33 protein-coding genes and 5 pseudogenes are annotated in these 25,950 nt (G+C 37.5%); 15 read left to right on the top strand and 23 right to left on the bottom strand.

Annotated features, from left to right (window positions below; translation table 11 throughout):
• Nucleotides 1-155: 155 nt before the first annotated feature.
• On the bottom strand, nucleotides 156-1,256 hold the full coding sequence (locus KUH03_RS25015) for a glycosyltransferase family 4 protein (RefSeq protein WP_257087304.1): 1,101 nt from the start codon (nucleotides 1,254-1,256) through the stop codon (nucleotides 156-158).
• 344 nt (nucleotides 1,257-1,600) lie between these two features.
• On the opposite strand from KUH03_RS25015, the gene KUH03_RS25010 reads away from it, so the two are divergent.
• The 7 genes and pseudogenes from KUH03_RS25010 (at nucleotide 1,601) to KUH03_RS24980 (ending at nucleotide 5,544) form a co-directional block, all read left to right on the top strand.
• Nucleotides 1,601-1,816 (top strand): hypothetical protein, encoded by a 216-nt coding sequence (locus KUH03_RS25010; RefSeq protein WP_257087303.1) that lies wholly within the window; start codon nucleotides 1,601-1,603, stop codon nucleotides 1,814-1,816.
• A gap of 420 nt (nucleotides 1,817-2,236) precedes the next feature.
• A pseudogene (locus KUH03_RS25005) lies at nucleotides 2,237-2,764 on the top strand (glycosyltransferase family 4 protein); the annotation flags it as partial.
• Between the two features lie 19 nt (nucleotides 2,765-2,783).
• A complete protein-coding gene (locus KUH03_RS25000; protein WP_306429796.1) occupies nucleotides 2,784-3,515 on the top strand; it encodes a glycosyltransferase in 732 nt (243 codons plus the stop codon).
• The gene (locus tag KUH03_RS24995) at nucleotides 3,509-3,784 is read left to right on the top strand and encodes a hypothetical protein (RefSeq protein ID WP_257087302.1); all 276 of its coding nucleotides are present in this window, start codon (nucleotides 3,509-3,511) and stop codon (nucleotides 3,782-3,784) included. The genes KUH03_RS25000 and KUH03_RS24995 overlap by 7 nt, the downstream gene beginning before the upstream one ends.
• Nucleotides 3,785-3,786: 2 nt before the next feature.
• Nucleotides 3,787-4,158: a hypothetical protein gene (locus KUH03_RS24990; RefSeq protein WP_257087301.1), complete on the top strand. Its 372-nt coding sequence runs from the start codon at nucleotides 3,787-3,789 to the stop codon at nucleotides 4,156-4,158.
• Nucleotides 4,137-4,643 carry an alpha-1,2-fucosyltransferase gene (locus KUH03_RS24985; protein WP_306429795.1) on the top strand — a complete coding sequence of 169 codons (507 nt, stop codon included), beginning with the start codon at nucleotides 4,137-4,139 and terminating at the stop codon, nucleotides 4,641-4,643. The genes KUH03_RS24990 and KUH03_RS24985 overlap by 22 nt, the downstream gene beginning before the upstream one ends.
• A 19-nt stretch (nucleotides 4,644-4,662) precedes the next feature.
• Nucleotides 4,663-5,544 (top strand): DUF6492 family protein, encoded by an 882-nt coding sequence (locus tag KUH03_RS24980; RefSeq protein ID WP_257087300.1) that lies wholly within the window; start codon nucleotides 4,663-4,665, stop codon nucleotides 5,542-5,544.
• 48 nt (nucleotides 5,545-5,592) lie between these two features.
• Here the strand turns inward: KUH03_RS24980 and KUH03_RS49150 are convergent.
• The 3 genes and pseudogenes from KUH03_RS49150 to KUH03_RS24955 all read right to left on the bottom strand — a co-directional run bounded on the left by KUH03_RS49150 (nucleotide 5,593) and on the right by KUH03_RS24955 (nucleotide 7,886).
• A pseudogene (locus KUH03_RS49150) lies at nucleotides 5,593-6,635 on the bottom strand (DegT/DnrJ/EryC1/StrS family aminotransferase).
• A 7-nt stretch (nucleotides 6,636-6,642) separates the two neighbouring features.
• Nucleotides 6,643-7,043 (bottom strand): annotated as a pseudogene (locus KUH03_RS24960) (FdtA/QdtA family cupin domain-containing protein).
• Between the two features lie 276 nt (nucleotides 7,044-7,319).
• The gene (locus KUH03_RS24955; RefSeq protein ID WP_257087296.1) at nucleotides 7,320-7,886 is read right to left on the bottom strand and encodes a hypothetical protein; all 567 of its coding nucleotides are present in this window, start codon (nucleotides 7,884-7,886) and stop codon (nucleotides 7,320-7,322) included.
• A gap of 228 nt (nucleotides 7,887-8,114) precedes the next feature.
• Here KUH03_RS24955 and KUH03_RS24950 point away from each other — a divergent pair, with 228 nt between their 5' ends.
• Nucleotides 8,115-8,651, top strand: coding sequence for a histidine phosphatase family protein (locus tag KUH03_RS24950; RefSeq protein ID WP_257087295.1), 537 nt, complete (start codon nucleotides 8,115-8,117; stop codon nucleotides 8,649-8,651).
• A 47-nt stretch (nucleotides 8,652-8,698) separates the two neighbouring features.
• Here the strand turns inward: KUH03_RS24950 and KUH03_RS24945 are convergent.
• The 19 genes and pseudogenes from KUH03_RS24945 to KUH03_RS24855 all read right to left on the bottom strand — a co-directional run bounded on the left by KUH03_RS24945 (nucleotide 8,699) and on the right by KUH03_RS24855 (nucleotide 19,671).
• Nucleotides 8,699-9,561, bottom strand: a pseudogene (locus KUH03_RS24945) (bifunctional lysylphosphatidylglycerol flippase/synthetase MprF).
• Nucleotides 9,562-9,738: 177 nt separating this feature from the next.
• Nucleotides 9,739-10,152 (bottom strand): hypothetical protein, encoded by a 414-nt coding sequence (locus KUH03_RS24940; RefSeq protein WP_257087294.1) that lies wholly within the window; start codon nucleotides 10,150-10,152, stop codon nucleotides 9,739-9,741.
• Nucleotides 10,131-10,352 (bottom strand): hypothetical protein, encoded by a 222-nt coding sequence (locus KUH03_RS24935; protein WP_257087293.1) that lies wholly within the window; start codon nucleotides 10,350-10,352, stop codon nucleotides 10,131-10,133. The genes KUH03_RS24940 and KUH03_RS24935 overlap by 22 nt, the downstream gene beginning before the upstream one ends.
• Nucleotides 10,349-11,266 carry a lysylphosphatidylglycerol synthase transmembrane domain-containing protein gene (locus KUH03_RS24930; RefSeq protein WP_257087292.1) on the bottom strand — a complete coding sequence of 306 codons (918 nt, stop codon included), beginning with the start codon at nucleotides 11,264-11,266 and terminating at the stop codon, nucleotides 10,349-10,351. The genes KUH03_RS24935 and KUH03_RS24930 overlap by 4 nt, the downstream gene beginning before the upstream one ends.
• Before the next feature lie 78 nt (nucleotides 11,267-11,344).
• On the bottom strand, nucleotides 11,345-11,617 hold the full coding sequence (locus KUH03_RS24925) for a hypothetical protein (RefSeq protein ID WP_257087291.1): 273 nt from the start codon (nucleotides 11,615-11,617) through the stop codon (nucleotides 11,345-11,347).
• Between the two features lie 23 nt (nucleotides 11,618-11,640).
• Nucleotides 11,641-12,408: a hypothetical protein gene (locus KUH03_RS24920; protein ID WP_257087290.1), complete on the bottom strand. Its 768-nt coding sequence runs from the start codon at nucleotides 12,406-12,408 to the stop codon at nucleotides 11,641-11,643.
• Between the two features lie 214 nt (nucleotides 12,409-12,622).
• Nucleotides 12,623-12,799, bottom strand: coding sequence for a hypothetical protein (locus KUH03_RS24915; RefSeq protein ID WP_257087289.1), 177 nt, complete (start codon nucleotides 12,797-12,799; stop codon nucleotides 12,623-12,625).
• Nucleotides 12,787-13,041 (bottom strand): annotated as a pseudogene (locus KUH03_RS24910) (DUF5686 family protein); the annotation flags it as partial. The gene KUH03_RS24915 and the pseudogene KUH03_RS24910, both read right to left, overlap by 13 nt.
• Nucleotides 13,042-13,180: 139 nt before the next feature.
• Complete coding sequence (locus KUH03_RS24905) at nucleotides 13,181-13,477, bottom strand: hypothetical protein (protein WP_257087288.1); 297 nt, start codon at nucleotides 13,475-13,477, stop codon at nucleotides 13,181-13,183.
• Complete coding sequence (locus tag KUH03_RS24900) at nucleotides 13,468-13,818, bottom strand: carboxypeptidase-like regulatory domain-containing protein (protein WP_257087287.1); 351 nt, start codon at nucleotides 13,816-13,818, stop codon at nucleotides 13,468-13,470. The genes KUH03_RS24905 and KUH03_RS24900 overlap by 10 nt, the downstream gene beginning before the upstream one ends.
• Before the next feature lie 92 nt (nucleotides 13,819-13,910).
• Nucleotides 13,911-14,180, bottom strand: a complete 270-nt coding sequence (locus KUH03_RS24895; protein WP_306429151.1) for an AcvB/VirJ family lysyl-phosphatidylglycerol hydrolase — start codon at nucleotides 14,178-14,180, stop codon at nucleotides 13,911-13,913.
• Nucleotides 14,181-14,196: 16 nt separating this feature from the next.
• Nucleotides 14,197-14,604, bottom strand: coding sequence for a virulence factor (locus KUH03_RS24890; protein ID WP_257087286.1), 408 nt, complete (start codon nucleotides 14,602-14,604; stop codon nucleotides 14,197-14,199).
• A 33-nt stretch (nucleotides 14,605-14,637) separates the two neighbouring features.
• Complete coding sequence (locus KUH03_RS24885; RefSeq protein ID WP_257087285.1) at nucleotides 14,638-14,838, bottom strand: hypothetical protein; 201 nt, start codon at nucleotides 14,836-14,838, stop codon at nucleotides 14,638-14,640.
• Nucleotides 14,838-15,395, bottom strand: a complete 558-nt coding sequence (locus KUH03_RS24880; protein ID WP_257087284.1) for a hypothetical protein — start codon at nucleotides 15,393-15,395, stop codon at nucleotides 14,838-14,840. Before KUH03_RS24880 ends, KUH03_RS24885 begins: the two co-directional genes overlap by 1 nt.
• Nucleotides 15,396-15,464: 69 nt before the next feature.
• A complete protein-coding gene (locus tag KUH03_RS24875; protein WP_257087283.1) occupies nucleotides 15,465-16,340 on the bottom strand; it encodes a TonB-dependent receptor in 876 nt (291 codons plus the stop codon).
• Between the two features lie 183 nt (nucleotides 16,341-16,523).
• Nucleotides 16,524-18,026, bottom strand: a complete 1,503-nt coding sequence (locus KUH03_RS24870; RefSeq protein ID WP_257087282.1) for a TonB-dependent receptor — start codon at nucleotides 18,024-18,026, stop codon at nucleotides 16,524-16,526.
• Between the two features lie 18 nt (nucleotides 18,027-18,044).
• A complete protein-coding gene (locus KUH03_RS24865; RefSeq protein WP_257087281.1) occupies nucleotides 18,045-18,401 on the bottom strand; it encodes a FecR domain-containing protein in 357 nt (118 codons plus the stop codon).
• Nucleotides 18,392-19,054 (bottom strand): FecR domain-containing protein, encoded by a 663-nt coding sequence (locus tag KUH03_RS24860; RefSeq protein ID WP_257087280.1) that lies wholly within the window; start codon nucleotides 19,052-19,054, stop codon nucleotides 18,392-18,394. Before KUH03_RS24860 ends, KUH03_RS24865 begins: the two co-directional genes overlap by 10 nt.
• Before the next feature lie 2 nt (nucleotides 19,055-19,056).
• Nucleotides 19,057-19,671: an RNA polymerase sigma factor gene (locus KUH03_RS24855; RefSeq protein WP_223582039.1), complete on the bottom strand. Its 615-nt coding sequence runs from the start codon at nucleotides 19,669-19,671 to the stop codon at nucleotides 19,057-19,059.
• Nucleotides 19,672-19,905: 234 nt separating this feature from the next.
• On the opposite strand from KUH03_RS24855, the gene KUH03_RS46640 reads away from it, so the two are divergent.
• From KUH03_RS46640 to KUH03_RS24830, 7 genes are all read left to right on the top strand, one after another.
• Nucleotides 19,906-20,892 carry a thioredoxin domain-containing protein gene (locus KUH03_RS46640; protein ID WP_306429150.1) on the top strand — a complete coding sequence of 329 codons (987 nt, stop codon included), beginning with the start codon at nucleotides 19,906-19,908 and terminating at the stop codon, nucleotides 20,890-20,892.
• Nucleotides 20,852-21,478 (top strand): beta-L-arabinofuranosidase domain-containing protein, encoded by a 627-nt coding sequence (locus KUH03_RS46635; RefSeq protein ID WP_306429149.1) that lies wholly within the window; start codon nucleotides 20,852-20,854, stop codon nucleotides 21,476-21,478. Before KUH03_RS46640 ends, KUH03_RS46635 begins: the two co-directional genes overlap by 41 nt.
• 20 nt (nucleotides 21,479-21,498) lie before the next feature.
• Complete coding sequence (locus KUH03_RS46630; protein WP_306429148.1) at nucleotides 21,499-21,903, top strand: hypothetical protein; 405 nt, start codon at nucleotides 21,499-21,501, stop codon at nucleotides 21,901-21,903.
• Between the two features lie 37 nt (nucleotides 21,904-21,940).
• Nucleotides 21,941-22,438 (top strand): peptidylprolyl isomerase, encoded by a 498-nt coding sequence (locus tag KUH03_RS24845; RefSeq protein WP_077438840.1) that lies wholly within the window; start codon nucleotides 21,941-21,943, stop codon nucleotides 22,436-22,438.
• Between the two features lie 625 nt (nucleotides 22,439-23,063).
• The gene (locus KUH03_RS24840) at nucleotides 23,064-23,900 is read left to right on the top strand and encodes a S41 family peptidase (RefSeq protein WP_306429794.1); all 837 of its coding nucleotides are present in this window, start codon (nucleotides 23,064-23,066) and stop codon (nucleotides 23,898-23,900) included.
• Nucleotides 23,901-24,108: 208 nt separating this feature from the next.
• Nucleotides 24,109-24,495, top strand: coding sequence for a hypothetical protein (locus KUH03_RS24835; protein ID WP_257087279.1), 387 nt, complete (start codon nucleotides 24,109-24,111; stop codon nucleotides 24,493-24,495).
• Nucleotides 24,492-25,577 carry an MAC/perforin domain-containing protein gene (locus KUH03_RS24830; RefSeq protein ID WP_257087278.1) on the top strand — a complete coding sequence of 362 codons (1,086 nt, stop codon included), beginning with the start codon at nucleotides 24,492-24,494 and terminating at the stop codon, nucleotides 25,575-25,577. The genes KUH03_RS24835 and KUH03_RS24830 overlap by 4 nt, the downstream gene beginning before the upstream one ends.
• Nucleotides 25,578-25,950: the final 373 nt, after the last annotated feature.

The raw sequence follows: 25,950 nt of genomic DNA, 5'->3' as shown, positions 1-25,950 counted from the left end.
TGTTCGGTTTGTTTTTCATATTTTTTATCCCAAATCATCATTTAAAATTCTGGGACGGGGTCTACTTATTGAATTATTTTATCGATGGCCGGATAAAAACGTTGCGTTCAAAAACTCTTCTTCCTGTGCTATGGTATGATTACCAGCAAAATATGCTAAACCTTCTTGACGGATTTTATGATAATAAGGCTCATCCAAAAAAGGCGATTGACTGCTGACGCAAATTCCTGCCCGGACTGAGTTACAATACAACCATTCTGTTTTTTATTAAATAAACCATCTATTCCGCGCGGGTTAGTAACGACAGGTAGGCCATAGGACAAGGCTTCTACAACCTTGATTTTTATTCCGGTACCGCTGATCATCGGACATATCGCTACTTTGGAATCTCGATACTGTGCATCTAGATCATCTACCATTCCTAATTTTACAATCTGTTCGGTATCGGGAAAATACCCACATATTTTACCGATCACAACAATCTTTATATTGGCATCGATATATTGTAAAGCATTTTTCAGGAACCAATCCGCTCCTCTAACATTATGTGGGTTATCGCTGGCGATATAGATAAGTTTAGCAGAGGTACTGTCCTCTTGTCCTTCTAAAATATTTTGTTTAAATGAAATGGGAAGCTGCAGTACTGAACGACTAGTAAATTGCTCAAAAATATATTTTTCCTCAACCGAATAGGTCCATATCTCATCAAATTGATTGAGAATCTTGAGTTCGTTCTTGAAGATACCCGATATTTTCGAATGATTTCCTTTATGGCAGGTGGCGTATTGGCCGGTGATAAAATCGTGCGTGTCAATAATCGCCTTTTTGTAATTTTTCAGCTCCTTGATCAGATTTCCCCAATGAACATAGCTGATTATCGCAAAATCATATATTTCATCCTTCGTAATCGACCTAAAATTCTTCTTTAGATACCAGGTTGTAAAATCTATTTTATGTCTAAAGTAATTGAACAATACTTCGGGTATTTTATATTTGAATAAGTACTGAAGAAAAGTCGATCGCGGAACTTTACGGTCAATTATTTTAAGGTTGATTGTGGGATAAGCAATCCTAAATTTTTCAATAGAGGCATCATCCCAATTTCCCCAGAGTCGCTCAGTCACATAGTCTACTGTAAATTCTTGGTTATGGTGATTAAAATAATCAAGCATCTGAGTGAATCGAGTGATATTACCCGCTCGACCCTGATAAGGATTATCTGGCACAAAGTAGAGGATCTTTTTCTTGTTAGACATTTTAGTTTAAGATCTATGAATGTAAAGTCATTTTAACTATCGAAATAGGGTTTACCGATTTCAACTACTTACATGATTGTTATCATTAATAACGGCAATAACAACAAAAATGTGACAATGAAATAAAACAATTCTTCTATAGTTCGACTTCGGTAAAACACAGTAGTAAATATTTAGATATTACGCTAGTTAATTGCTGCTAATGAACACCTCTTTAAAATTCCCATATCCATTGTATAAAATTCCTTTAAATATTTAGTATTTTTATAAGCGATTTTTTTCGAAATAATCTTTGTAAAGATATTAAAACTCCACACCTTATCCCACTAAATAGATCATTGGAAATGCATAAATTAAAAAAATGGGCACTAACGATTTCTTCATTAGTCAAGTATCCCGTTATCAAACGAAAAATAAAAGCTATTGATTCCGAAATAATCTTTATTTTCCCGGTAATGGATATTGGAGGTGCTGAAAGAGTACATATAGAGATTATGAAAACCATCGGAGATAAGCATCCAACCTGCATTATTACAAATCATTCAAAAATAATGATTTGAGGCCAGAATTTGAAGCTGTTGCTCACATTATTGAACTAGAGCGATGGGGGTGGAAAGCAAATTTTCGTAAAAAAATGGCAAAAGAACTAGCCAAAAAAATCAACTCTAATCCAAATAGTGTGGTATTTAGTTCAAATAATTACTTTTTTATGATCTTCTTCCTTATCTAGATGATAACATTTTGAAGATAGATCTTTCACATGCCTTTGTTGGAGAAAATACAGCTTCTTTTGACAACTATTCACTACCTTATATTAGTAAGATAGACAAAAGGATAATCTTAGGCGAAAATCAAAGAAAAAAACAGATCCAATTCTATATAGAAAAAAATATAGACCCCACATTTCAATCAAGGATCAAAATCGTTAGGAATAAGATAGAAAAGCCAAATGATGTTCCAAAAAAGATTATTCGAAAGATCTTACTATTTTATTCATAGCGAGGAACTCATATGAAAAGCGACCAGGGCTCTTAGTTGAGATTGCAAATATCTGCTATAATCTGAAATTACCTTTTAATTTTAAGATAATTGGCGATTTTGAGAATTTTAAGTCAGAAATTTCACAAAATACAGAGATTATTGGAAGAATTTCGGACAGAAAACAACTAAACGAGTACTATAAATCTGCACATCTGATTGCCATAACTTCACTTTTTGAAGGTTTTCCAATGGTCTTACTTGAAGGTATGTCTCTAGGTGTTATTCCAATTAGTACTAATGTAGGCGAAATCGCTTGTTTTATTAGCGAGCAAAGTGAAAATGGTTTTATTATAGAAAATACAATGGACGATAACGACATTATCAATGCTTTTATTGATAAACTAAAATATATTAATGACAATCGCTCTCTATTAAATTGCTTTAGTACGAATGCCATGAAATTGGTAGATGAGGAATTTAGCGAAACTATGTTTAACAAACAGTACAGAGGGTTATTAATTAAATAAAAATGTTAAAAAAGCAGCTATCAAAACACCTCCTATTATAACCGTATTTATGCCTGCCTATAACGCAGGAAAATACATTAAGGAATCCATCTCCAGTATTTTAAATCAGACATATACCCACTTTGAGCTTTTAATTATAAATGATGGATCGACAGATAATACACTTGAAATTATTAGCGGCTTTAGTGATCAGCGAATTCGAGTAATTAATAATGCTCAAAATATGGGGTTGCTGTATACACGAAATCTAGCATTAATAGAGGTAAATACCGAATTTATTGCTATTATGGACAGTGATGATGTTGCAATGCCAGAACGATTAGCAATCCAATTAAAAGAGTTATATGACAATCCAAATATTGCATTAATAGGATCACAAGCATCCATGATCGACGAAAATGGGAAAATTATCCAAGAAAAAATGTATCCGGTAATAGATGAAGAGCTGTTAAAGGCTTCTATTCCCTTTTATAATGCATTTGTCCATTCTTCAGTAATGATAAGAAGTAATGTTTTGAGAGATTTAGGTGGATATAAAGAAGATTATGCTGAAGATTATGATCTATTTCTAAGAGCCGCTACTCAATATCGAATAAAGAATCTACCGGATATTCTTATTCATTACCGAAATCATGTTTCAGGTATATCAAAGGAGCAAGTTGATCAAATGGATGGTAATATCGAGAAAATTAAAGCAAAATATCTTTCTCTTTTACAACTGCCTTCCGAAAAAAATACCAGAAAATGCTAACACCGCCGTTTATATGGGATAATATTGAAATTAATGAATACAAAAAATTCTATATTCAATTGTTTGATCGTATTACTGACTCAAATAAACGTCCACTTTCAGTTCAAAAATTTATATTTGAAAAATGGCATGATGTGATCATGAAAAATGGAGGAAAGGATACGCTCATTTTATTTTTTACCAAACCATTCTTTAATTGGAGTTATTCAACAGTTAAGCAGTTAAGAAGAGCTTTCAAAAATTCCATTAAAAATATACTAGAAAAATAGAAATGAAGATTGTTAAATTTTTAGGAGGCTTGGGTAACCAGCTATTTCAGTATGCTTTCTTTTTGGCATTACAACAGAAGTTTAAGCATGTAAAAGCCGATTTAATAGATTTTGAAGATTATCATTTACATAATGGATTTGAATTAGAGCGTGTATTTAATATCAGCCTTCCAGAGCTAAGCACATTCGAAACAAATATTTATACCAGAAACAATAACAAATGGCTATGGCGAAAATTAAGGCGATTATATAATACAAAACATATCTATATCGAGGAAACGATTCCGTTTTCTTATATGAAAGAAATTTTTGAGGATAAAAAAGCCACTACTATTGGGGATACTGGCAACATATCGAATATATTAATCAAGTAGCTCCAATTCTCCGCCAGCAGCTTAAATTCCCCACCTTGGAGGGCGCTGAAAACATACGTGTACAACATTTAATTCAACAACAGAACGCAATTTCATTACACGTCCGAAGAGGAGATTACCTTCAGGAATCACTATTTAAAGATATCTGTACAGAAGAATACTATCAAAAGAGCATACAGTATATGCTTGAAACAAATGAATCACCACTATTTATAATATTTTCCAATGATATAGACTGGTGCAAAACTCATTTTAAAGATTTAAATGCAATTTTTGTTGAACACAATAGTGGAAATAATAGTTTCAGAGATCTACAATTAATGTCACAGTGTAATCATCATATTATTGCCAATAGCAGCTTCAGTTGGTGGGGTGCCTGGCTAAATGATAGTCCTGACAAAATTGTTGTCTCCCCACGAAAATGGGTAAATGACCCCACTTTAGATACGTCTGGCCTAGTTTTACCAACATTTATTACTTTTTAACTTGTTTTAATTACTATTAATGCAATCATTAGCTAATAATTTACACTACGATGTAGTCATCTGCGTCGGCCCACAACACATCGAAATTGCGAAGATCGTGATCAATCAGGTTAAGCGATTTTTTCAAGCACAACAAATCTATGTCATAACACACGCTTCTCATTTCGAAAAATTTCAGGTTTTAAGTCTATCCAACTTAGTTCTTGTTAACGAAAATGAATTATTTGACCAATTCAATTTTCAATCCGTTGCTGATTTTCTAAAACAAAGAATAAATAATGGAGATCGCGCCGGCTGGTACTTCCAGCAGTTCTTAAAAATGGAAATTTCCAAAATTATCCAAAGTGATTATTATCTGATATGGGATGCAGACACCATCCCATTAAAACCAATCGATTTCTTTGATAAAGAAGAAAGGGCACTTATCCACAAAAGTGAAGAAAATCACAATCCTTATTTTGAAACATTGGAACATATTCTTGGCCTGAAAAAAACAGTCAACTACTCGTTTATATCTGAACATTTTATGGTTCAAACTAAACTGATGCAAAACATGTTACTTGAGATCAGCACAAACGCTGGGAATCAGGCCTGGCCATATTATATCCTTGAAAACATAACCACCAAAGATCTCGCACTTTCGGGATTCTCAGAGTATGAAACTTATGGTAATTTTCTTAATTCAACCTACCCAGACAATTTTCGCTTACGGACCTCACCTTCGGAATTACTAAATACAACCAGAAATGGCAGCATGATTTTGGGCACGCTACCAAACACAAAAGACCTCAATTTTTTAGAGGTCTTAGGTTTACATTATGCGACGTTCGAAATCTGGCAAGATATTAATCCTAAAAAGATTAAAACCAACAAAAGACGTATTGCCTTATTTTTTTCCTGAGAAAAATTCCCTTGATAAAATCTCTGCGAAAATCAATCATAAAAAGATTTAGGAAAACTTATTCATTACCTCAATCACCCTATTAATATCCTCCTCTGTATGGCCGTAGGAAATAGGAAGGCTAAGTACTGTTCGATGAATTTCTTCTGAGATTGGATAGCTTGCTCCGGATAAAATTCCGTTCATAGCTTTCTGTTGGTGTGGAGCTATTGGATAATGAATCTCTGTTCCAATATTGTTATTTAGTAAATACTTTTTTAGCCGATCTCGCTCAGCATGGCGTATAGCGAAAATATGGTAAACATCCTCAAAACCAGCTTGTACGCCTGGAAGAATAAAATCAGATTTTAGTTCTCGTCGATAAATTGCGGCTAATTTCTGTTTATGTGCCGTAATCTTATCCAAATACTTCAATTTTACAGATAAGAAAGCTGCTTGAAGCTCATCAAGCCGAGTTGTAGCCCACTTCATCAAATACATATTTAGCTGAAGAACCATAATTCCGTAATGTACGAATAGATTTATTTAGTTCATGATCTTTACAGGTGATAGCTCCCGCATCCCCAAGGCCCCTAAATTCTTTGTTGGATAAAAGCTGAATGCACCAAAATCGCCAAATGAGCCGGCCTTTTGTCCTTTGTAAATAGCCCCATGCGCTTGCGCACAATCCTCAACAACTTTTAAATCATATTGTTCCGCAAGCAGTAAAATGGGATCCATGTCACACATCTTTCCATAAAGATGTACGACAAGAATCGCTCTCGTACGTACTGTAATAGCAGATTCAATTTTTCTGGATCAATGTTGTAAGTCGTTACATCGGGTTCTACCAAAACTGGTTTTAGGCCAACCTGCATAATCGCGAGTATCGATGCGATATAGGTATTTGCCGGAACAATTACTTCGTCTCCCGGCTTAAAACCAAAATAACGTAACGACAAAACCAGCGCGTCCAACCCTGATGCTACTCCAATACAGTGTTCAACACCGCAATAGCTCGCAAATGATTGTTCGAACTGCGCAACCTCTTTTCCCAAAATATACCAGCCTCCATGCAATACCCTCTGGAAAACTTCGGTATATTCATCCATAAATTCCTTATTGACTTGCTGCAAGCTCTCGTAAGCGATCATGTATAAAATAGGGTTCGTAAATATAATCTGTTAAATCAAAATATTCGGAAGCAAGAACCATAAGAATGGCATCTTCTGAGAAGTCAAACATCTGATGCCAGTCCTTGGGTTCCAAAATCAGGCATTGATCTGGTGAATTCAATTCAAAAACGCGTTCATTAATTCCGTCCTGGTTATAAATAGCACAACTTCCTTTCAGGCAAATTGCCGCCTGTATTGTTTGATGATGTCGATGTCCCCACGGGTAGATCCATCTACACCATAGATATAAAATATCCGCTTCACATCGAAAGGAATTACTTTTTCGATCACCGTTAGATGCCCCCGATCATCGGTGAATGTTTTTAGATCAATTTGGTAAGCCATTATCTTAAAAAGTAGGATTGGTGGTAATAGTGTTGAAATTTTCCGAATACATACAACTTAAACATACGGCGAAGTGAGGTTGTAATGCGCGGAATTCTATCTGTTTCATGAAATTTTAGAGAATGCGATAGTAATCTGATCTCTCGACCAGCATCTCTCAAAACTCTTATATAGGGTTTGTATAAAAATTCTATATCATTGTCGCTAATTGCATATCCTCCCGCTAGTGTAAATGAGTTTTTTCTGCATATTTTAAAGCTTGAAAATGATAGAATATCACAGGAAATAATTGTTGGCTAGCAAGTTCTTTACCCCAAATCTGACCGATTTTTCGTTCGAAATCATATTGCTGAACATTCCAGGGGCTACCCCTCCACCTAAATGTTCCAGGACATGTATGCCTGTAAACATTGTCGTCCATAGATCCAGGTATTTTTGATCGCCAAAACGGCCTGGCTCCCTCCGATTATAGCACCATTCTATACAGGCTGCACGCCACCACTCCAACACTGCTATACCCTCAGATGAATTCTTAAAGTAAACAAACTGGACACAGTAGGTTCCACCCGATTCACTATCCTCATACATTGGCGTATATCGGTGTGGGGTTATAATTACCGACGCACCCTTAGCCTCTTCTATTAACACTATAGGATCAGCATAGAAAAATAAATCGGCATCTAAATAAGTGCAGTTGGATAAACCAAACTTTCGAATGCTATATAAAATAATCGAAGGTGTGCATGTCCAACAATATTCGCCTGCTGTACGTGTAGGTTTTATAGCCAGTAATTGCTCGTCTTCAAAATCTGACAAGGGAATAATAGTTGCTTTGGGAAGCATCAATCTTATCAGTGTATCATAACATTCATCATCAAATGCAAAAATATACAGATGAAAGTCCCGCGCGCACTTTTCAAGCGAACGGTACATAGCCAATCCCCTTGACAGATACAAGGAATTAAATAGGGTGCAAAAATTATTCATATATTATGTACTTTTTCAAAACTTCGTTTATTATTATTTGTATTCATATGCAATACTCGCTTCTCTTCTCTCAAACACAATGAAATGGGGAACAAAAGCGTTAATAGTATAGAATCAAAAATTTTAATCATGGACAACAGTAAAAAACTTTATATCATCCGACATGCCAAAGCCGAAACTATTCCCGGGATAAATGACTTTGATCGTGCATTGACATCCGAAGGCATACAACATGCAAAACAGGTCGCGGAGAAGCTGGCAGCTAAAGTGACACTCAATGAAAATAGTGTCGTTATCAGTTCTCCTGCCAATAGAGCCTTACAGACCGCCCGTGTTTTTTTGGATGTAATGGGATCTCCTTCTTTTGATATTCAAATTGAAGAATCCATTTATGAATGCACCTACAAACACTTACTTTCGGTCATCAATACCATCCCAGATCATATTGATCATGTCTTACTCTTTGGCCACAATCCCACATTGACCGACCTGGTTGAATTTCTAACCAGAAAGTCAGCCTACCTCCGTACTTCATCATTTGCGGAGATTAAACTCGATACCGGTTTTACTTTTCAAATGCTCAGTGGCAATTGTGCCGATCTTGTACAGATCATTGATTAAAATTCTATTCAAAGAACAAATTTGTCTACTGACAATTGATCGTCTTATCACTTCACGGCAGTTGATTTCATAGCCTTATCAATCACTAAAGGCACTGTTATCAAATCCAGATCATGTGAATAAACCACAAACTTCTCCACCCAACAGGGATCGAATTTTTCTTTAAATTCCCTCAAACCTTTGGGTTGACGGAAGTATGTATTATTCTCATATAAGAAGTTGATAAGACGTTCCACAAGCCCTTTCTTCTTGTCGAATCCAGAGAAAGGAGCCAACCCCATATTCAAATACGAATAGCCTTCTTCTTTGCAATACTCCAAAAAACGGATAATTAACACATCCATATTCCCTCCAGGGCATCCTGCAATTTGCGTATCAGATCATAAGTCGCTTCATCTGGAGCATAGTTGGGAATGATATTCAGAAATGCCAAAATCCGACCTTCGTTGTCTTCCAATGTAATTACGTGGCTATTTTTAATCTTTCCAAGATCAAACATTCCCTGTGAGAAAACACGCTCCGAACGTTTCATATCCCTCAACCAATGGTCTGAAACAACCTGCAATTTCTGAAGTAAGCCATTTGACAAAGGAGCGCGATATAAATTGGATACAAATCCCTTCTTTTCAATACTATTTACCGCATTCCGCAATGACTTTCGTTTCTTGCCTTCCAATGAAAAGCTGTCTACATTTACAATAGCTTCCTCGCCGATTAAAAATGATTTCTTCCCTAGCTGTTTGAAAATTCCTAAGTATTTCCCATCAACACGATAGTATGCTGTTTTTAAACTCGATCGACGACAGTACCGCTCAAAGGAATTAATCAGTTCTTTTATCACAGACTCTCTATCCTCACAGACTGGTCCCTCCAGGACAATGGCAAAACCATAACATTTTTTGTAGGCTATAAACCCAGTTTCTTCATCATTCAGAAAAATTTCTTTGTCACCATAGGTCTTAAAATAGTCTACGGAGATTTACCATAACGTTCAAGCAACTTTTGAGCAAGTTCTATTTTCCTTCCACCTCCACTACAGCTGCCTGACAGGGATTGACCAGCCAATAAAATAATGCGGAAAGACTAACTACACTGAAAAAGTTAATAGAATACAAAAATATTGCCCGATAGCAGTCTGCGGTTCGGCTACATCTCCATTCAATAGTACAAAACTGTGTAATGTACTAGCTACTGCATTTACGATCGTAAAATCCATATTGAAATGCCTGGCGTTAAGGAAGTAAAATCCGATGATCCCATAGAGCAACACAACGCCAATAGGCCATAAAACCAAACCTAGATTAGGCATCGTCAGCTTACGGTTGCTCTGTACAAAATAATGTCGCGATGAATAAAGCAACATTAGCAATACCAGAAAGGCAAACCAAGCTTCTTCAAAATCAAGTCCTTTGGATAGATTAGCAACAATGGAAAGTGAACACAATGCAACCGCAACGTACCAGGCCGTACGAAGGCCTTTTAGTAAAAATCCCGAGCACATAACCAGCAAAATGCCAAAAACAGTACTGCGGCATTGGAAAAGTTGAGCGCATCATAGGATATAAACTGTTTGAGCACCGCAATCCGGCTATGAATTGCGGGCGTTAACACCGAAATAATATTGATGATACCCATCGCGAAGATAAAAACCGAAGGAAGTATCCGCACGAAAATATTGTTTTTATTAACGAAGAAGCTCATTCCACCCAATGCAAGCGGCCCCAAAACTCAAATAGACGGTATAACAATGAGATTGAAATAGCCTGCTCTTCGGTGTACCCAAAGCTGCACAAAACTACGACCATGGAAACTTCAATTAGCCCTACACCCTTCATCAGTGGAGAAAAACAATAAACCAATGTTCCCACAGCATAGGTCACAGTACAAGCCAACAAGGAAGTGTCAAAACCGAGCGCAAGCATAGCAATGTATATATGCAATATACCCACAAATTCAATCGCTGTTGCCCAGAGTAAACTTTGAAAAACAGCTTTAAAGTCTACACCATTTTCCCTGAGTTCTTCCCAGATTGTCGCTACCGAAGGAAAATAGCGTACAGTTAAATGAAATGCTTGCCCCTGCTGATAAAATGAGCGGCAATACCATCCAAAGGCAACCAACAACGCCGTAAAAGCGAGCATTATCCCAACCAATTGCAAGTTGAGCCCAGCGATTCCTATAAAAAGAAAAACTACGAGGCAAAGTATAAAGAGAGAAACCAAGCTAATAACTGCATAAATCACTGAGGCAAGATTGGTACTCGAATCAGAGATCCCTTCTTGATTAACCTCCCTCTTGAAAAATGCTAAGGAAGTAAATCCACCTGCAGGTAAGAATACACTAATAAAGTTTCTTTTCAGAAACAAGCGAGTAGCCCCACCAAGTGAAAGTTTTTGTCGCAAAGATTTGAAACTATAGACGTAAACCAACCCCTGCATAGCGATATAGGCTAAAGAAATCACAATACCTACTGCGATCCAAAATAGGGAACTCGATTGGATAAGCTGTAAAGAAGAGGCAAGTTCCTGCCGTTGATTGGCAAAAAAGTATAAGGCTCCAAAGATCATTAATAGTCCCAGAAAGGATTTCCAGATCAACATTTTGTTCTTCATCATGCTACTGCGCTACTGTTGTTTCTTACTGCTATTTATGTAATGACACCATTTCTTGTAAATAGTCCCAATACATTTTTTCTATTTAAAAATCGACACCAATTTTCGCCCGTACACCCCAGGGCGATACCCCGGATTGTCCAGATAGGTAAAACGACGAACCAGATCTACACGCAGGATCTTGAAGATATTACTCAGCCCCACGCTACCTTCCACATAAGCCCCACGATTGAGTGAAAATAACTGCGGTTCGCTGGGATGCTTAGGAGTTGTATCAAAGTTTTTGGTATAGCGATTGGATGCATCCACTCTGCCATAAAGCACTTTTACTGAAGCGATTTCACGAAGGTCCAACTTCTTAAGGAGTGGAATCTTATTCAGAAAAAACCGTTGAAAGAGTGCTGTAGCAACAGCGATGTATATTTATCACTCATAAATTCCATCGAATTCATCAAATTATACGAATTCAACTGATAGGAATAGGTCTGGTTTGCACGATGGATAATCATGAGCGGATAGGGAACCTTGCCAAACTGCACCCCAGACTCGAACACAGCATCTGTAAAACCAAACTGTGATGCGTAAAATCGCTTATTTGCGTTAAAGATAAAACGTTGATAATTGTAATCTCCGCCCAAAATGCCCTTCACACCTATCTGTGCCGCCAATGTAAAAACAGGTTTCCCTGTATTAATGATACGTCTATAGCGTTTTCCCTGATAAAGTTTTTCCTCAGGAGCCCAACGCAGCTCTCCCGTAAAAGCTGAGGTCCACAACTCGTTGTCATGACTCCGTCTGAATGCGCTATGGTCAAACTTGAGAATCCCCGCAGGACTTAAAATCTGATTGAAGAAACCCAGTTTAAACGAAAGATGGTTTTCAAATTCCTGAAAGTATTCCACCTGTCTCCGTTGCAGATAAAACATCTTATCATTTTCGCCCCGTCTAAAAGAAAGCAGAAAATTATCATTGTCAATAAAATTAAGATCCTGCCCCGGTACCTGAACTTCTTTATTCACTTTTACACTGAGCAGCTTAACCGGAAACTTGTACACGGATTGCTTATTAAAAGAATAGGTTGCACCCAGATTATATTTCCATTGCCTATCTCTGGTACCGTATGCTGCATACCCTTCCAATAGCAAGGTTTTACTAAATGCATCAGTTGTATTGCCCCAAACTTAAACCGGCTACCCTCTATTGGATTAAAACTGTAAAATGAAGGAACAGATCCAATCTCAATCACACCACGACCATAGTAGCCCGACATGATAAAAGATCCTAAAGCCATCAGGTTTTTAAAAGACCTGGATTGTTTTAAACTGTCAATATTCGTAAAAGCCTGCTGTTCCAGCTTACTTAACTTTTCAGGCCTTGCCTGTTCCCAATTGACAGCATTGGGGTTCTCAGTCCCCGACCGGTTACACCTTTTACATTCAATGCTAGTTGTAGAGAATCCTGCACAGAGCGAGTGGTTACTTTCTCACCAAACAATCCCATACCATCCTTGAAAATCCCTAGATCTATCCGAAGCACACCTCTACTGAGAAAAAACGGTGCGCTTTATTTTCCGTATAATTTAACTCAATATTCAGACCCCGCACCCAATTGATGTTCGTAGCTTCATTGATCGATAGTTCAGCCTGGTCCAAGGCATAGGTACCATCCAACCGAATATAGATATATCCCGAAAACAACGCATCTTCCTTATTTCGTGGCTCCACCCTAATTTTAACGTGCCATGGCTTTTTCTCTTTTAAAGTATCCACCAGATAATATTTATAAAGGACGGCCCCAGTGTGGCAATGGGGCTTAAAAAGCGTCTATTTCCTATTGACACATCCGTATCATAGATATTTGTTTCGCCGTAGATCTTATCCAGGTATTCATCAATACCATCTTCATCCAGATATTGGTCTACACGTGATTGGTTCTCCCCAATAATACAAACGTATTTCCCTTGGCCTTATCCAATTGGCGCTGTCCGATTTTTTCGTCCATAAATATCGGCACCAATGATCTACCAGGATATTTCAAAGTATCCATACCCTGTTTTAAAAAACCAAAACGTTTCAATAAACGGGATTTATCTACTTTTTGATTCTGGATAGCGAGCGACATAGAAAGCTTCTCGTATTCTCGGTAGTTGCCAATGGCTGCATTCAAAGCATTATTTTCATCGCGCCTTTCGATCACTTTACGGATCAAATCCACCGTTGGATTATGTTTATTTGAGTATTTTTTCTCTTGGGTGCAAGTACGACAACCTCATCCAAGCTTTGTTGCTCATCTTCCAATCGGATGATAAGCACTTTCTTTCCTTGTGCAACACTCATCGGGAATAGCTGTTTTTTGTAACCCACGGCGCTGAATATCAACGTCCAGTTATCGGGCATAGAAGACATTGAAAACTGTCCCTCTTTGTTTGTACCAACAGATTTTGTGGTATTGGAAAGCTTTACTGTTACACCTTGGATTGGTTTTTCGGTTGTAGCGTCCAGGACAATACCTGTCAGTGAAGCTCCTTGTCCAAATATTCGAGAAGTAAAGAACACTAAAATCAATAAAAAACGATATCGCATAAAAAAACCTTGCATCTAAATTCAGTAAGATGACAAGGTTTATCTAAAAAGTCCTAATAAGAATCTTATCTTAATCGAATGGTATTGTATATTGTTTTAAAATCGCGATTGTAGTTATGTGGTCCGGCCAATACATCGACTTTTAGTCCCGCATTTCGGTACATTTTCACAAGATCTTCCTCTCCCTCACGACAAAACACATAAGTAGCCGGAAATTGCTTTAGTTTCATAATTTCAGCGAGCACATCATAGCCATTTGCTTTCTGCTTCCAGTTGAGCATGGTCGAAATTGTTACCTCAAAACTCGCATACTGATCTGGTGATAAAAAAGTCACATGTCTGATCGTTTTTTTAAAGGATCTGAAAAGTTACTGAGGACAAAAGGTAACACACCCGCTGAAAATGAATGACCGATAATGTAGATCTGATCGCAATTCCATTCCTTTTGAAATGATCAATATACCGTTCAAAATCCCGCCCAGCTTCCTGTGGATCTTTCCTCTTCCAAAAATATTTTTTAGCATCAATCACCAGCCGGGGATATCCCTCCTGTGTAAAATAAGCAAGTAAACTCTTGCTAAAATCATTATAGCCACCATCCCCTGTGATAAATACCAGCATGGTTTTCTGTTTATTCGTGTTATCCTTAAGTGGTATTACATAGTTTGGAAGATTGCCTGCCTGGATAAATCCACTCAAACATAAGCAGAAAAACAAAAGCATAAGTAGCCTGACCGCTCTAAATTGTTCAGTTTTCATTGTTGTAAAATGATAAATTGGGTATATATAAAATTATTTGCTGTTTCTAATATCTTTTATCGGGATCGTCTTATAAACTCCATCCATAACATAGAAAAAGCCAAGCGTATTACCTGAAACATTTCCTTCCACATTTGCAGGAACCGCAGACAATAGGCCCTTCCATTCCGTCTCTTGAAAGAGGTTGTAAAGGAATCGTGCATAGCGTGGTGACACAGAAAGCTTAAACACCATCAGACTATCCTTTTTGACATCTCGTAATTATAGGTACGTCCAAGCAATGTATTGAGTACATTAGGGGCTCCTAAGCGATAGCTATAACTAAACGGTAACCGGAAGGTAGAGATATCTTCATTTGAAAAATCTTTCTGAGGTATAATCAACCATTTATTGGAAGTTTTCATACCAAATAGATGTTTGCTGACCTTCACTTCCCAACTGTTATTTATGCCTCTCTTTTCAACTGGCAAAAACGCCTTTTCAATAGGGACAGTTGGCACCAATTGGTCCTGTGCTTCATACACCTTACCGTTCAATGTTATCCGTAACTGAAAGATATTTCCGACTGTATCCTTCAAGTTAAATAGCTCACCCATATAGAGCCCTTCTCCCAATTCTTTGAATTCGATTGTATTTGGTCCGTTAACGATCTGCACAGTAGCACCAGTAACCCCGACAGCCATCCCATTTGAATGCAATCCATCTAATTTTTTCAATTGAATATACTGTTCTTTATACATCGTATTGATCCCACCTTCGACGATCATATCATAGGACTGTCCTGTATCCACCTCTGATTTCTTGCAAGAAAGTAGCAGGCAACAAGCGATAAAAATCAAAAACACTCTCATATTAAAACCTCATTGCGTAACTGATTGATGGTACCCGTCCAGAGAACGAGTTTTTTTGATAGCTAAGTTTCCATTACTATCTTCCGAAAAACTATAATAAAGCGGATTCCGCTGATTAAAAACATTGTATAAACCAAAATTCAATGTATGCCGTGTACCCCGTTGCCGCTGTTGACTAGTTTCCAGATCTACTGAGCAATTCAGATCCAATCGACTAAAAGTGGGCATACGCTGAGAATTACGGCTGGAATAAACGGGTACGTAGATCCCCTCGTATTCCATAAATCCAATTGGATAAGTTAAAGGTCTTCCAGTATGAATTGTATAGAAAGCACTAAAATGAACACTGCGTCCCAAGTCATAAGACAAATTACTCTTAAGCACGTGAGGGATATCAAAGTTAGCTACATATTCCTTCCCTTTGTTGATCCCATTTATCTTGCGGAAAGACCTCGACCAACTATAGAGCATACTAGCCGACAGATCTCCAAAGCGCTGGTTGATGGACAATTCCAATCCATAAGCCCGACCATTTCCCTGTCGCAACTGCGTTTCGATAAAAGGATTGAGAATGAGCTGTGCATGGTCAATCAACTCAACCTGATTTCCCATTTTCTTCCAATAGCCTTCCAAACCAATATTGCCTTTATACATTAATCTATTGACACGAAAAGAAAATACATCCGCATACTGCGGTTTTATATTTGGCCCCGCGGGTACCCATGCCTCCAAAGAGGAAAATGCGAGCTCATCATTTTGCAAGAGTTGCAAGTATTGATAGCTCCGACTATAACCCAATCGTAATGCATAATCTGCTCCCAATTTATATTGTAGCGAGAGGCGAGGCTCCAAACCATAATACGATTTCTTTTTTTTCAGCATCATTTGCCAATGGTTTTGATTGCCCAGTACCAAGAAGATAATAACGTCCAAAAGACGTATTAAAGAAAGCATTTACCCTGGTCCCAATGATAACGCGAAATGCAGAATCTACTTTCCAGTTGAAAGAAATATAACCCGCATAATCATAGGCCTGTGCCCTAAAGATATTATCTTCGTTATTGCTATTTATAGGAGATATCTCCCTGGTTTAAAACGATGCAGTGTCCCCTGAAGTCCAAAATCCAAGGTACGGTCTAAAGCCATAAAATAGGTGAAATCCGATTTCAAACTGAGATCACGTATTCGAGTCAGCCAGATTTGATTATCCGGAGATTCCGGCTTACTGATATCCAACTTATTATGGTAATCGCTGAATATCGCGGAGAGGTTTAGAAACAATCGCGAACTATGCACATGGTTCCAACGTAAGGTTGAGGTCCAATTGCCCCAGCGATTTGTATTTTTATTCGATGAGGTAACTTTATCCTGGCCATAATACCCAGATAAATAGATACGATTTCTATTGTCAAGTGTATAGTTCAATTTGATATTATAGTCGCTGTAGTTACCTTTTACATTGAACAGGCGATAATCCGTATTCAATACATTGGATAGACTGGTCCGTGCAGTAGCAATAAAGGCACCTTTACCTTTTTTAATAAAGGGTCCCTCTGCTCCTAGTCGTGTAACAAGCAAACTGGCTCCACCAAAAACATGGAAATTATTGGCATCACCATCCCTCGTGCTCATATCCATAATGGAGGAAAGACGTCCACCTAAATTTGCAGGAAGTGCATCTTTATACACTTGCGTATTTTTTAAGATATCTGAATTAAAAACAGAGGTTAAACCAAATAAATGCGAAGGATTATAGACCACCGCCTCATCAAGAAGAATCAAATTCTGATCCTTACCACTCCCGCGAACAAATAAATTACTTCCTCCTTCCGTCAATCCGTTGATACCATTTTGCATTTGTAAAACCTTCATAATATCGGCCTCACCTTTATAAAATGCATTTCTGCGCGCTCGAGGCCAGTTGATTTTATCAGTAAAATGACCGGTATATTGGACTATCAACGAAGAATCTATATCCACCACAACCTCATTTAGGCTCAAACCAGCAGGTGCAAGCTTAATAAGTACGTAGCCATCCTCCAGTTGGGAGTTCAATCGAACCGCACGGGTCTTATAACCCAAATAGCTAACAAAACAACTGTAATCTCCTTGCGGAAGCGTAAGTGAATAAAATCCATATTTATTGCTCAGGCTGCTTTTATTCTTCTCAGGGATCATTAAGGTCGCACCGATCAAACTCTCCCCACTTAAACTATCAACAACACGTCCTTTAATGGTAAAATCCTTATCTTCCTTATAGAAAATCAATGCCCGATTGATCATTGTAAAACCGATTCTAGAATCCCTCAGCAAATAATGTAGTACTTCCTCCAGGCTGGACTTATTGAAATTTCTGCCATAGATGATATTTTTATTGAAAATCTGCTCATCGTACGACATTGACAGACCATAGTTTCGATGAATCTCTGTCAAAATCTGAATAATCTCTTTATTTTGGGTGTCAATGGAGACTTGGATATCAGCTAGATTATTTTGACCCAGTGATTTCGAACCAGTCAAAATAAACAGCCCGAAAAAAAGGAGAAAACGATACAGAACAATACCCTTCATATCAATAATCCCTGGTCGCTATTCGTAGATACTATACCCTTTTTTACTCGCTTTCCATTTCACATTTAAAGTCTTGGAAAGAATCTGCACAATTTCATTAAGCGATTGCCCATCGAAATACATACTCAGCTTCCGTGCTTTCAGCTCCTCACCGACCACAATGATATTCGATTGAAAACGCTTTTCAAGATCCAAACAGATATTATCTAAGCGTTCATTTGAATAGCTAAGTTTCTGCGCTACTTTATGATCATTGTCCAGAGGGCCAAGGTCAATCTTTGACAGAGATGCTGTCTCACGTTTAAAAAATCCCTTTTCATTCTTTTGCAGAATCAGTTCTTTTGCTGCAGGTCCTTTTCCGCCACTCAAGGCCACAACCCCTCTTTCACCAAGACTTCTACATCTTCGGCGATCAAATTGATTTCAAAGGCAGTCCCTATATCGCGTACATAATTATTGGCCAGGTCGACCACAAAGGGAGATGTCCTCCCATGCTTCACATCAAAAAATGCTTTTCCTTTTTTTAGTTCTACAAAACGTTTCTGGTCGAACGTACGCTTATTGAATACAGCTTCAGCACCAGCATGTAGTATCATGACCGAACTATCGGGCAATATAATAGGCTCCTCTGCAGCTGACCCATATAATCTGACCTCATAGCCCATCCAGCGATCGAAGTTCAGGTAGCTAGCAAACCCAATCAATAACAACACTGCCGCTGCAACGAGTTTCATCCAGGGTTCCAGATCGTTTTTATAGGAGTAAGTTTTGTTCCTCTTTATCTGTGGTCTTTTTATCCAACTGTTGTTTAAATCTTTCCCATTGATTATTGGCATCCACTTTTTATACTGCTCCAACACTATAAGGTCACTGGATATCATGCTGACTTCATCATATAGCTTACGATTCTCCAGATCCTCAGAAAGCCAACGTTCAAGCAACAGCCTTTCCTCTGCGGAAATAACCCCATCCAATTCTTTCTGGATCAGATCATAAGGAATAAATCTTGAAGTATTGTTTTCTTCCATATCTATAAGATAATAAACTGAACAAAAAGTCCTAATGAAAAAAATAAAAAGCCAATTAAGAGCAACAGGTATGTTCTTTGTTTGGCCAATGCGACCCGAATTTTATCATAGGCAATGGTCAAATGATTTTTAACGGTTTTGATGGAAATCCCCAATTGATCGGCAATTTCCTGCTGCTTCATCTTATCATACTTACTCATCAGAACGATTTTTCGACACTGAGGAGGTAGACTCTCCAGTATACTTTCGATCATCAACAGTTTAGATTCGTATAGCGCAGCGAAATCGGCTTGATCTTCATCGTCCGTCAGATCCAGATCCTTGATATAATCATTATTTCGATCCAGCAGACGTTGATTCTTTTTGAGGTGAGTAAGGGAGAGATTGATGACACTGCGTGATAGATAAGCTCCGAGTGATAGATTAATAGCTAGCTTGCCCGCATTTTCCCATAACATCATAAACACATCGTTTGTCAACTCTTCGGCGATCGCTTCATCTCTCACGTACCGAAAAGACAATGTATACAATTTACGGAAATGGGCTTTATAAATAGTTTCAAAAGCATCTCTATCTTTATGAACTATCTTTTTGAGCAGGTCAACGTCGTTTGACATAGGACTTCGGTAAAGCTAATAATAATCGCATGTAAAAGTAATGAAATTCATCAAATTAACCTGTTCTTATTGAAATGAAAAAATAAAGTTCTTTTCTTGCGAAAACAAGACATTCTCCAAGACAACACGTTAAATAACAATCAGATTTCTTTTTCTGAATATCTCTTCCTAAACGAAGAAACAGAAAGCTATGCTACAACAAAATCTTTCCTCCATTTTCACTACCTTCGTCTTATGGCGAATCAACTGCAGTTTGAAAACTCCCCTTATCTTAAGCAGCATGCACACAATCCAGTGGATTGGATGCCATGGGGAGCCGAAGCCTTAAAAAAGGCGAAAGACGAAAATAAACTTATCATTGTTAGCATAGGTTATTCGGCCTGCCATTGGTGTCATGTGATGGAACGAGAAAGTTTTGAAAATTCGGCTATTGCTCAGACCATGAACAAATTTTTCGTGTCCATCAAAATCGACCGAGAAGAACGTCCAGATATTGATCAAGTCTATATGCTCGCCGTCCAACTGATGACCAATGCCGGCGGGTGGCCTTTGAACTGTATATGTCTACCTGATGGCCGTCCGATTTATGGCGGCACCTATTTCAAACCGCACGATTGGCAGAATATCCTGTTACAAATTGCTCAAATGTGGGAAGAGAAACCTGAAGTCGCTTTGGATTATGCCAATAAGTTAACCAGTGGCATCCAACGAGCAGAGAAACTTCCCATCAACCCCATTCCCGAACAATACACAACCAAAGATCTCGAAGAAATCATCGGCCCTTGGAGCGAAACCTTCGATAAGAAAGAAGGCGGCTATACAAGAGCTCCTAAATTTCCGCTCCCCAACAACTGGTCTTTCTTTTTAAAATATGCTGTACTCACTGGCGATCAAGCTATATTGGATCATGTACATTTTACGCTGAAAAAAATTGGTTCTGGAGGAATCTATGATCAGATTGGTGGTGGTTTTGCCCGCTATTCAGTAGACCACTATTGGCATATCCCTCATTTTGAAAAAATGCTGTATGACAACGGCCAGCTACTTTCGCTTTATGCCGAAGCTTATCAACAAAATAAGGATCCATTCTATAAAAGAATAATCGAAGAAACGGCTATCTGGATTGAGCGTGAAATGCTTGCCCCCAATCATGGCTTTTACAGCGCATTGGACGCCGATAGTGAAGGAATCGAAGGGAAATACTCTTTTTTCAAAAGCTGAATTCGACGAAATTCTGGGTGAAGACGCGGCGTTGTTCATTCAATATTTTAATATCACCGAAGGTGGCAACTGGGAAGAAGAGCGTACAAATGTCCCCATTTGCGCCATTAATGCAGACCAGTTAGCGACAAAGGTCAATATGTCAGCTGACGAATGGGCAGGTTTTTTAAAAATTACGAAGCAAAAACTTTTTGATTACCGCGAACAACGTGTTCGACCGGGACTCGATCATAAACAATTGACGACCTGGAATGCCCTCTTATTGAAAGGACTAATAGACGCTTACCGCAGCCTTGGCTCGAAGCATCTATTAGATCTCGCGCTAAATAATGCCGCGTTTATTTGTGCGGAACTCATTCGGGACAACAATTATTTATTGCATCAACCAAAAGATGAAAATCGTGCAATAGCGGGGTTTTTAGATGACTATGCATTTACAGTAGAGGCCTTTATAGCCCTCTATGAAGCTACATTTGACCTAAAATGGTTGACCATTGCCCGGCAATTGGCAGACAGGGCTATTGCATTATTTTATGATGTGAAGCAAAAACATTTTACTATACTTCGGCCGAAGCCGAAGAACTGATCGCTCGAAAAAGTGAGATCATGGACAATGTGATCCCTTCCTCTTCCTCAACAATGGTGCGTCAGTTGAAGCGCTTAGGTTTGCTTTTTGATAATGAAAATTATACCGCAATAGCTGATCAATTACTAGCTAATGTATTTCCGCAAATCAAGACTTATGGTTCCGCCTATTCAAATTGGGCAATATTATTGCTAGAAGAGATACATGGGATCAATGAGATCGCGTTGACGGGTGAGGATGCACTAGCTTTTCGCAAGGAACTGGATCAACATTATATCCCTAACAAAATTGTGCTCGGCGGCATGGAAGAAAATCTTCCATTGTTAGAGAACAGAATCGGAAAGGAAACAAAAGCATATCTTTGTAAAAATAAGACTTGCAGTCTTCCGCAAGATTCCATAACAGCGTTAATAAATTATATTTAATAAACGGTAGCCTCAGGCTCCCAAAAATCAAAATCAGATGGCTATAAAAGCAAACGACGTCGTAGCATTGACGTACAGACTTCACACAGTAGAAAACGGTGAAAAAGTTTTCGTTGAAGAAACAACTGCAGAACAACCTCTAGACTTCTTATATGGTGTAGGTATGATGTTGCCTAAATTTGAAGAAAACATCGCTGACTTAAACGTGGGTGACAAAATTTCTTTCGAATTGGCACCAGAAGATGCTTACGGTGAAAAAGACGAAAGAGCATTCGCGCAATTGCCAGTAGATATGTTCAAAGAAACAGGTTTACCTCCAGTAGGTGAAGTATTGCCTTTGCAAGATAACCAAGGAAACCAATTCCGTGCTGTAGTTGCAGAAGTAACTCCAGAAATTGTTATTGCAGACTTAAACCACCCAATGGCTGGTAAAACGTTGAATTTCGATATCGAAATCTTAACTGTACGTCCTGCTACTGAAGAGGAATTGTCTCACGGACATTCTCATGGTGTAGATGGCACGCAAGGTCACTAATAAGAGACTTAGATATAAACAGGAAAAGGGCGTCAATTGACGCCCTTTTCCTGTTTATTATAAAATGACATATCCTCGATTTATATGACCTAAACTCTTTAAAATAATTCGACCAATACTAACTGGCCAATCCGCCGACATTTACTTCCAATGAAAATTTTTAAGAAATATATTAAGATCTTATATTTGACCTATGAAAATTTTCAATTGGCCCAAATTAAAGAGCAACAGTTTTATATATCTGACAATAATAACCTTTCTTATAGGTATTTCCTCATGTAAAAAGGATAAAAAAGGACGAAAATATCTCTCCAAAAACAGGATCGAGAACTGAACTAACAATAGATTCATTGTATCTTTATGCAAAGGAAATTTACCTATGGAACGATGCGCTCCCTAGTTATGGCTCCTTCTCGCCCAGAGAGAAATATGCGTATATATCACCGGAAATAAATGCATTAAATAAGGAGTTATTTGATATATCACAGCTAAAGATTAACGAGAACACCAAATTACCTTTTGAATATTCATATGCTGGAATTCCTCGATATAGCTATTTGGAAACGAATTTTAATCGCGATATCAGAGCTGAAACGAAAACGATTTCCAATATAAAAATAATGATATAATAGTTTCTTACAGCAATGATGTAGTATATTTTGCGATATCATCTTTCCCTAAATTGGATATCCTAAAGAAGGATCTAGACAATATATTCATTGATATCGCTGAACGACATCCTTCGACGATCATCCTTGATTTGCGCTACAATAGAGGAGGTTATATCGAAACTACAGAATATCTCGCCAACCTGATTGCACCGAGCAAATTACATGGTAAAATAATGTATTATGAAAAGTTCAATGATATACTAAGTACCGGAAATACCAAAATACTGAAATATCAGCCCTATCTAGATGTTAACGGTAATTACGTGAAGATAAATGGAAGGCAGGCAACGATGGCTGACGTTGATTTTAGTGAAAAGGGAAATACCTATCATTTTAGTAAACAAGGAAAATTAGAGAGTATAGAAAACATATATTTCATAACATCAGGATCAACTGCTTCAGCAAGTGAATTATTAATCAGTATTTTTAAACCCTATTTCAAAGTAAAAACAGTAGGGCAGAAAACTTTCGGAAAACCGGTAGGTTTTTTCCCAATTGATATTGATCGATATTCACTATATCTCAGCAGTTTTCTATTAAAAAATGCGGATGGTTGGTTTGATTATTTTAATGGTATCGAACCAAATATTATTGTAGACCTTCCGAGCAGCCCTATTCTCGGGGATCCAGATGAAATCGGTTTTAGAAGCATACTGTTAGATTTAGGAATGAGTAGGAAACATGCATCTAAAACAAAAGATGCATCGCCAAAAATCAAAAAGATAAAAATAGAAACAAATCTCCTTCCAAAAGAAACACTTTCTATTGAAAATAGATTTAAATTAAAGTAAGACTTATCCTTCCACATAAAAAACTTAAAAACCTATTTAAAAGAAAACAACAACAATCTATTGATAACCCTAAAGTAAAAAAAAATTTTAAAAACATTTAATTTCAAAAATTAAAATAAAGTGATCAATAATATTAAAATATAAATATTATTGCGTTAATTTAAATAAAAATAACGTAATGATGAAAAGAATTAATCTAATTTACACGTTGATAGCTTCAACAATGTTTCTTACTAACTGTAAGAAAAATGAAATTCCGCAAGACAAACTACTCAACAACAATTCCGAAAAGAAAGCCAGCGGTGGCGACGGCAAATGGGATGTTTTGGGATATGGATTAGATGTTACTGGCGATATACTCAATATCAACAGCATATCTGATGCCCCTATTTTTGATATGAAAAAGTTTGAAAATGACTATATACATAGAATTGATGTAAATTCGACTACCGAAAATGGGGACTACTTCTATATTGGAGCATCGGCCTATGACTATTTAAAAGAGATTAGTACAGGCAAATCCTTTGGAGCTGGTGACACTGCAACTATTAAGGAACAGCATCTCCATCAGGAGAAGTCGCTACTGATATATTGAACTTTAAAGGCAGTATAAACAAAAATAGCTCAGACCAAAGCATTAACACGTACTCAAGTAAATATTCATATGCTACATACGAAGTTACACAACGGATAAAAAGAATACGATTCAATCAAGATGTCGACTTAAATTTGCTAATCCAATATTTAACCCCAGAATTTCTAAACAATATTACGAATCAAAATGCTGATGCCCTTGTACAAAGATATGGAACCCATGTGATGTTGGACATTAGTATTGGTGGTCGATTAAGATTTAACTACAGCGGTGCAATTTTTAATGAAAGTAGTTATGAAAACAAGAAAGAAGCTGTAAAATTAGGGTTAGGAATTAGTTTGTTCAATGTTATCGGTTTAAACATCACCTCAAATAAAACGAAAGAAGAAATAACAAAAATTGTCAACGAAACTCGCAGTAAAGAATATACAGGACAATTCTTTGGAGGAACAAACTCAGGCAGGTCAATAACAATTGATAATAATGGTAATTCAAGTGAAACAATTAACATCGCAAATTGGCAGCAAAGCATTACCGATCGAAACGCCGCATTGATTTCTGTAGGTAAAACAATTTTCCTCTATGATTTGATAACCAATCCAACCAAAAAGGCTTTGGTTAAAACTGCTGTCGAAAAACACATTAAAAACGCTCAAGTGAAGCTTGCAGCAATGGAGGTGTATGGTTTCTATAATCAAAGTGCAGGAAGGAATGCTTACTCTCTAGACCCTAATATGCATGATAAATATCCCGGTTCTGGATGGTCGCCCGACAATCAATCATTCAAAGCATATCCCTTCCCATACTACAGCGCTGTCCCGATTTATCAGTTCATGAGCCATACATATAACAACAGAATATTAACACCGAATATAAATTTAAATAAAGCAACTTACCAATATGATGGAATTATGTTCTATGGATATACTTCACAGGTACTGGGATCTATACCAATTTATCAATTTCAATTTCCAACTAGTAAAGGTGGACCAAACTATTTTTATAGCTCAAACCCCAACGCCACAAATGCTTGGCCGGGATGGATTAAAGAAGGTGTTGCTTTCTATGCATTTCCAAATTAAGCTCACCTCGCGTGACAATTACTTAATTAAACTAGGTTAGATATTTACTGAAAACACAAATCTGAAAATAGCCTATTTTTTTAAATGCCTCAAAAAGTCAAGCACTTTTGAGGCATTTTTATTGTAAAAGAAACGATAATTGAGACACACGAAACCAATCGGTTCCCCTTACCCCCAAAACATAGCACTAAAACAACCATCAGTATGTTCATAACATTCCTTCACGAGACATCTGAGCAGTTTTCTACTGAAAAATACAGATGAGTGGCTTAACCATATTGAATCAAATATAATTGTAAGTCTTCCAGTCAGCCCTGTTAAGGGATCCTAATGAATTGATTTTAGGCGTATATGTTTGATAAAGCAGCCCAGA

Origin of the sequence: Sphingobacterium sp. E70, from assembly GCF_019285695.1 — a bacterium.
Lineage (GTDB): Bacteria > Bacteroidota > Bacteroidia > Sphingobacteriales > Sphingobacteriaceae > Sphingobacterium > Sphingobacterium detergens.
Note: the sequence above shows the minus strand (reverse complement) of the source record. Positions and strands in the feature narration are given on the sequence as shown.

Excerpts from the sequence above, each read along its gene's own strand:
- KUH03_RS24950 (WP_257087295.1), top strand. The coding sequence starts at position 8,115 with ATGGGGAACAAAAGCGTTAATAGTATAGAATCAAAAATTTTAATCATG.
- KUH03_RS24870 (WP_257087282.1), bottom strand. The coding sequence starts at position 18,026 with ATGAAGGGTATTGTTCTGTATCGTTTTCTCCTTTTTTTCGGGCTGTTT.
- KUH03_RS46640 (WP_306429150.1), top strand. The coding sequence starts at position 19,906 with ATGGCGAATCAACTGCAGTTTGAAAACTCCCCTTATCTTAAGCAGCAT.
- KUH03_RS24935 (WP_257087293.1), bottom strand. The coding sequence starts at position 10,352 with ATGAGCTTCTTCGTTAATAAAAACAATATTTTCGTGCGGATACTTCCT.
- KUH03_RS24890 (WP_257087286.1), bottom strand. The coding sequence starts at position 14,604 with ATGAAAACTGAACAATTTAGAGCGGTCAGGCTACTTATGCTTTTGTTT.
- KUH03_RS24940 (WP_257087294.1), bottom strand. The coding sequence starts at position 10,152 with ATGTGCTCGGGATTTTTACTAAAAGGCCTTCGTACGGCCTGGTACGTT.
- KUH03_RS24860 (WP_257087280.1), bottom strand. The coding sequence starts at position 19,054 with ATGGAAGAAAACAATACTTCAAGATTTATTCCTTATGATCTGATCCAG.
- KUH03_RS25010 (WP_257087303.1), top strand. The coding sequence starts at position 1,601 with ATGCATAAATTAAAAAAATGGGCACTAACGATTTCTTCATTAGTCAAG.
- KUH03_RS24845 (WP_077438840.1), top strand. The coding sequence starts at position 21,941 with ATGGCTATAAAAGCAAACGACGTCGTAGCATTGACGTACAGACTTCAC.
- KUH03_RS24930 (WP_257087292.1), bottom strand. The coding sequence starts at position 11,266 with ATGATGAAGAACAAAATGTTGATCTGGAAATCCTTTCTGGGACTATTA.
- KUH03_RS25015 (WP_257087304.1), bottom strand. The coding sequence starts at position 1,256 with ATGTCTAACAAGAAAAAGATCCTCTACTTTGTGCCAGATAATCCTTAT.
- KUH03_RS24855 (WP_223582039.1), bottom strand. The coding sequence starts at position 19,671 with ATGTCAAACGACGTTGACCTGCTCAAAAAGATAGTTCATAAAGATAGA.
- KUH03_RS24955 (WP_257087296.1), bottom strand. The coding sequence starts at position 7,886 with ATGCTTCCCAAAGCAACTATTATTCCCTTGTCAGATTTTGAAGACGAG.
- KUH03_RS46630 (WP_306429148.1), top strand. The coding sequence starts at position 21,499 with ATGGACAATGTGATCCCTTCCTCTTCCTCAACAATGGTGCGTCAGTTG.
- KUH03_RS24995 (WP_257087302.1), top strand. The coding sequence starts at position 3,509 with ATGCTAACACCGCCGTTTATATGGGATAATATTGAAATTAATGAATAC.
- KUH03_RS24885 (WP_257087285.1), bottom strand. The coding sequence starts at position 14,838 with ATGGTGTTTAAGCTTTCTGTGTCACCACGCTATGCACGATTCCTTTAC.
- KUH03_RS24990 (WP_257087301.1), top strand. The coding sequence starts at position 3,787 with ATGAAGATTGTTAAATTTTTAGGAGGCTTGGGTAACCAGCTATTTCAG.
- KUH03_RS24980 (WP_257087300.1), top strand. The coding sequence starts at position 4,663 with ATGCAATCATTAGCTAATAATTTACACTACGATGTAGTCATCTGCGTC.
- KUH03_RS24875 (WP_257087283.1), bottom strand. The coding sequence starts at position 16,340 with ATGATGCTGAAAAAAAAGAAATCGTATTATGGTTTGGAGCCTCGCCTC.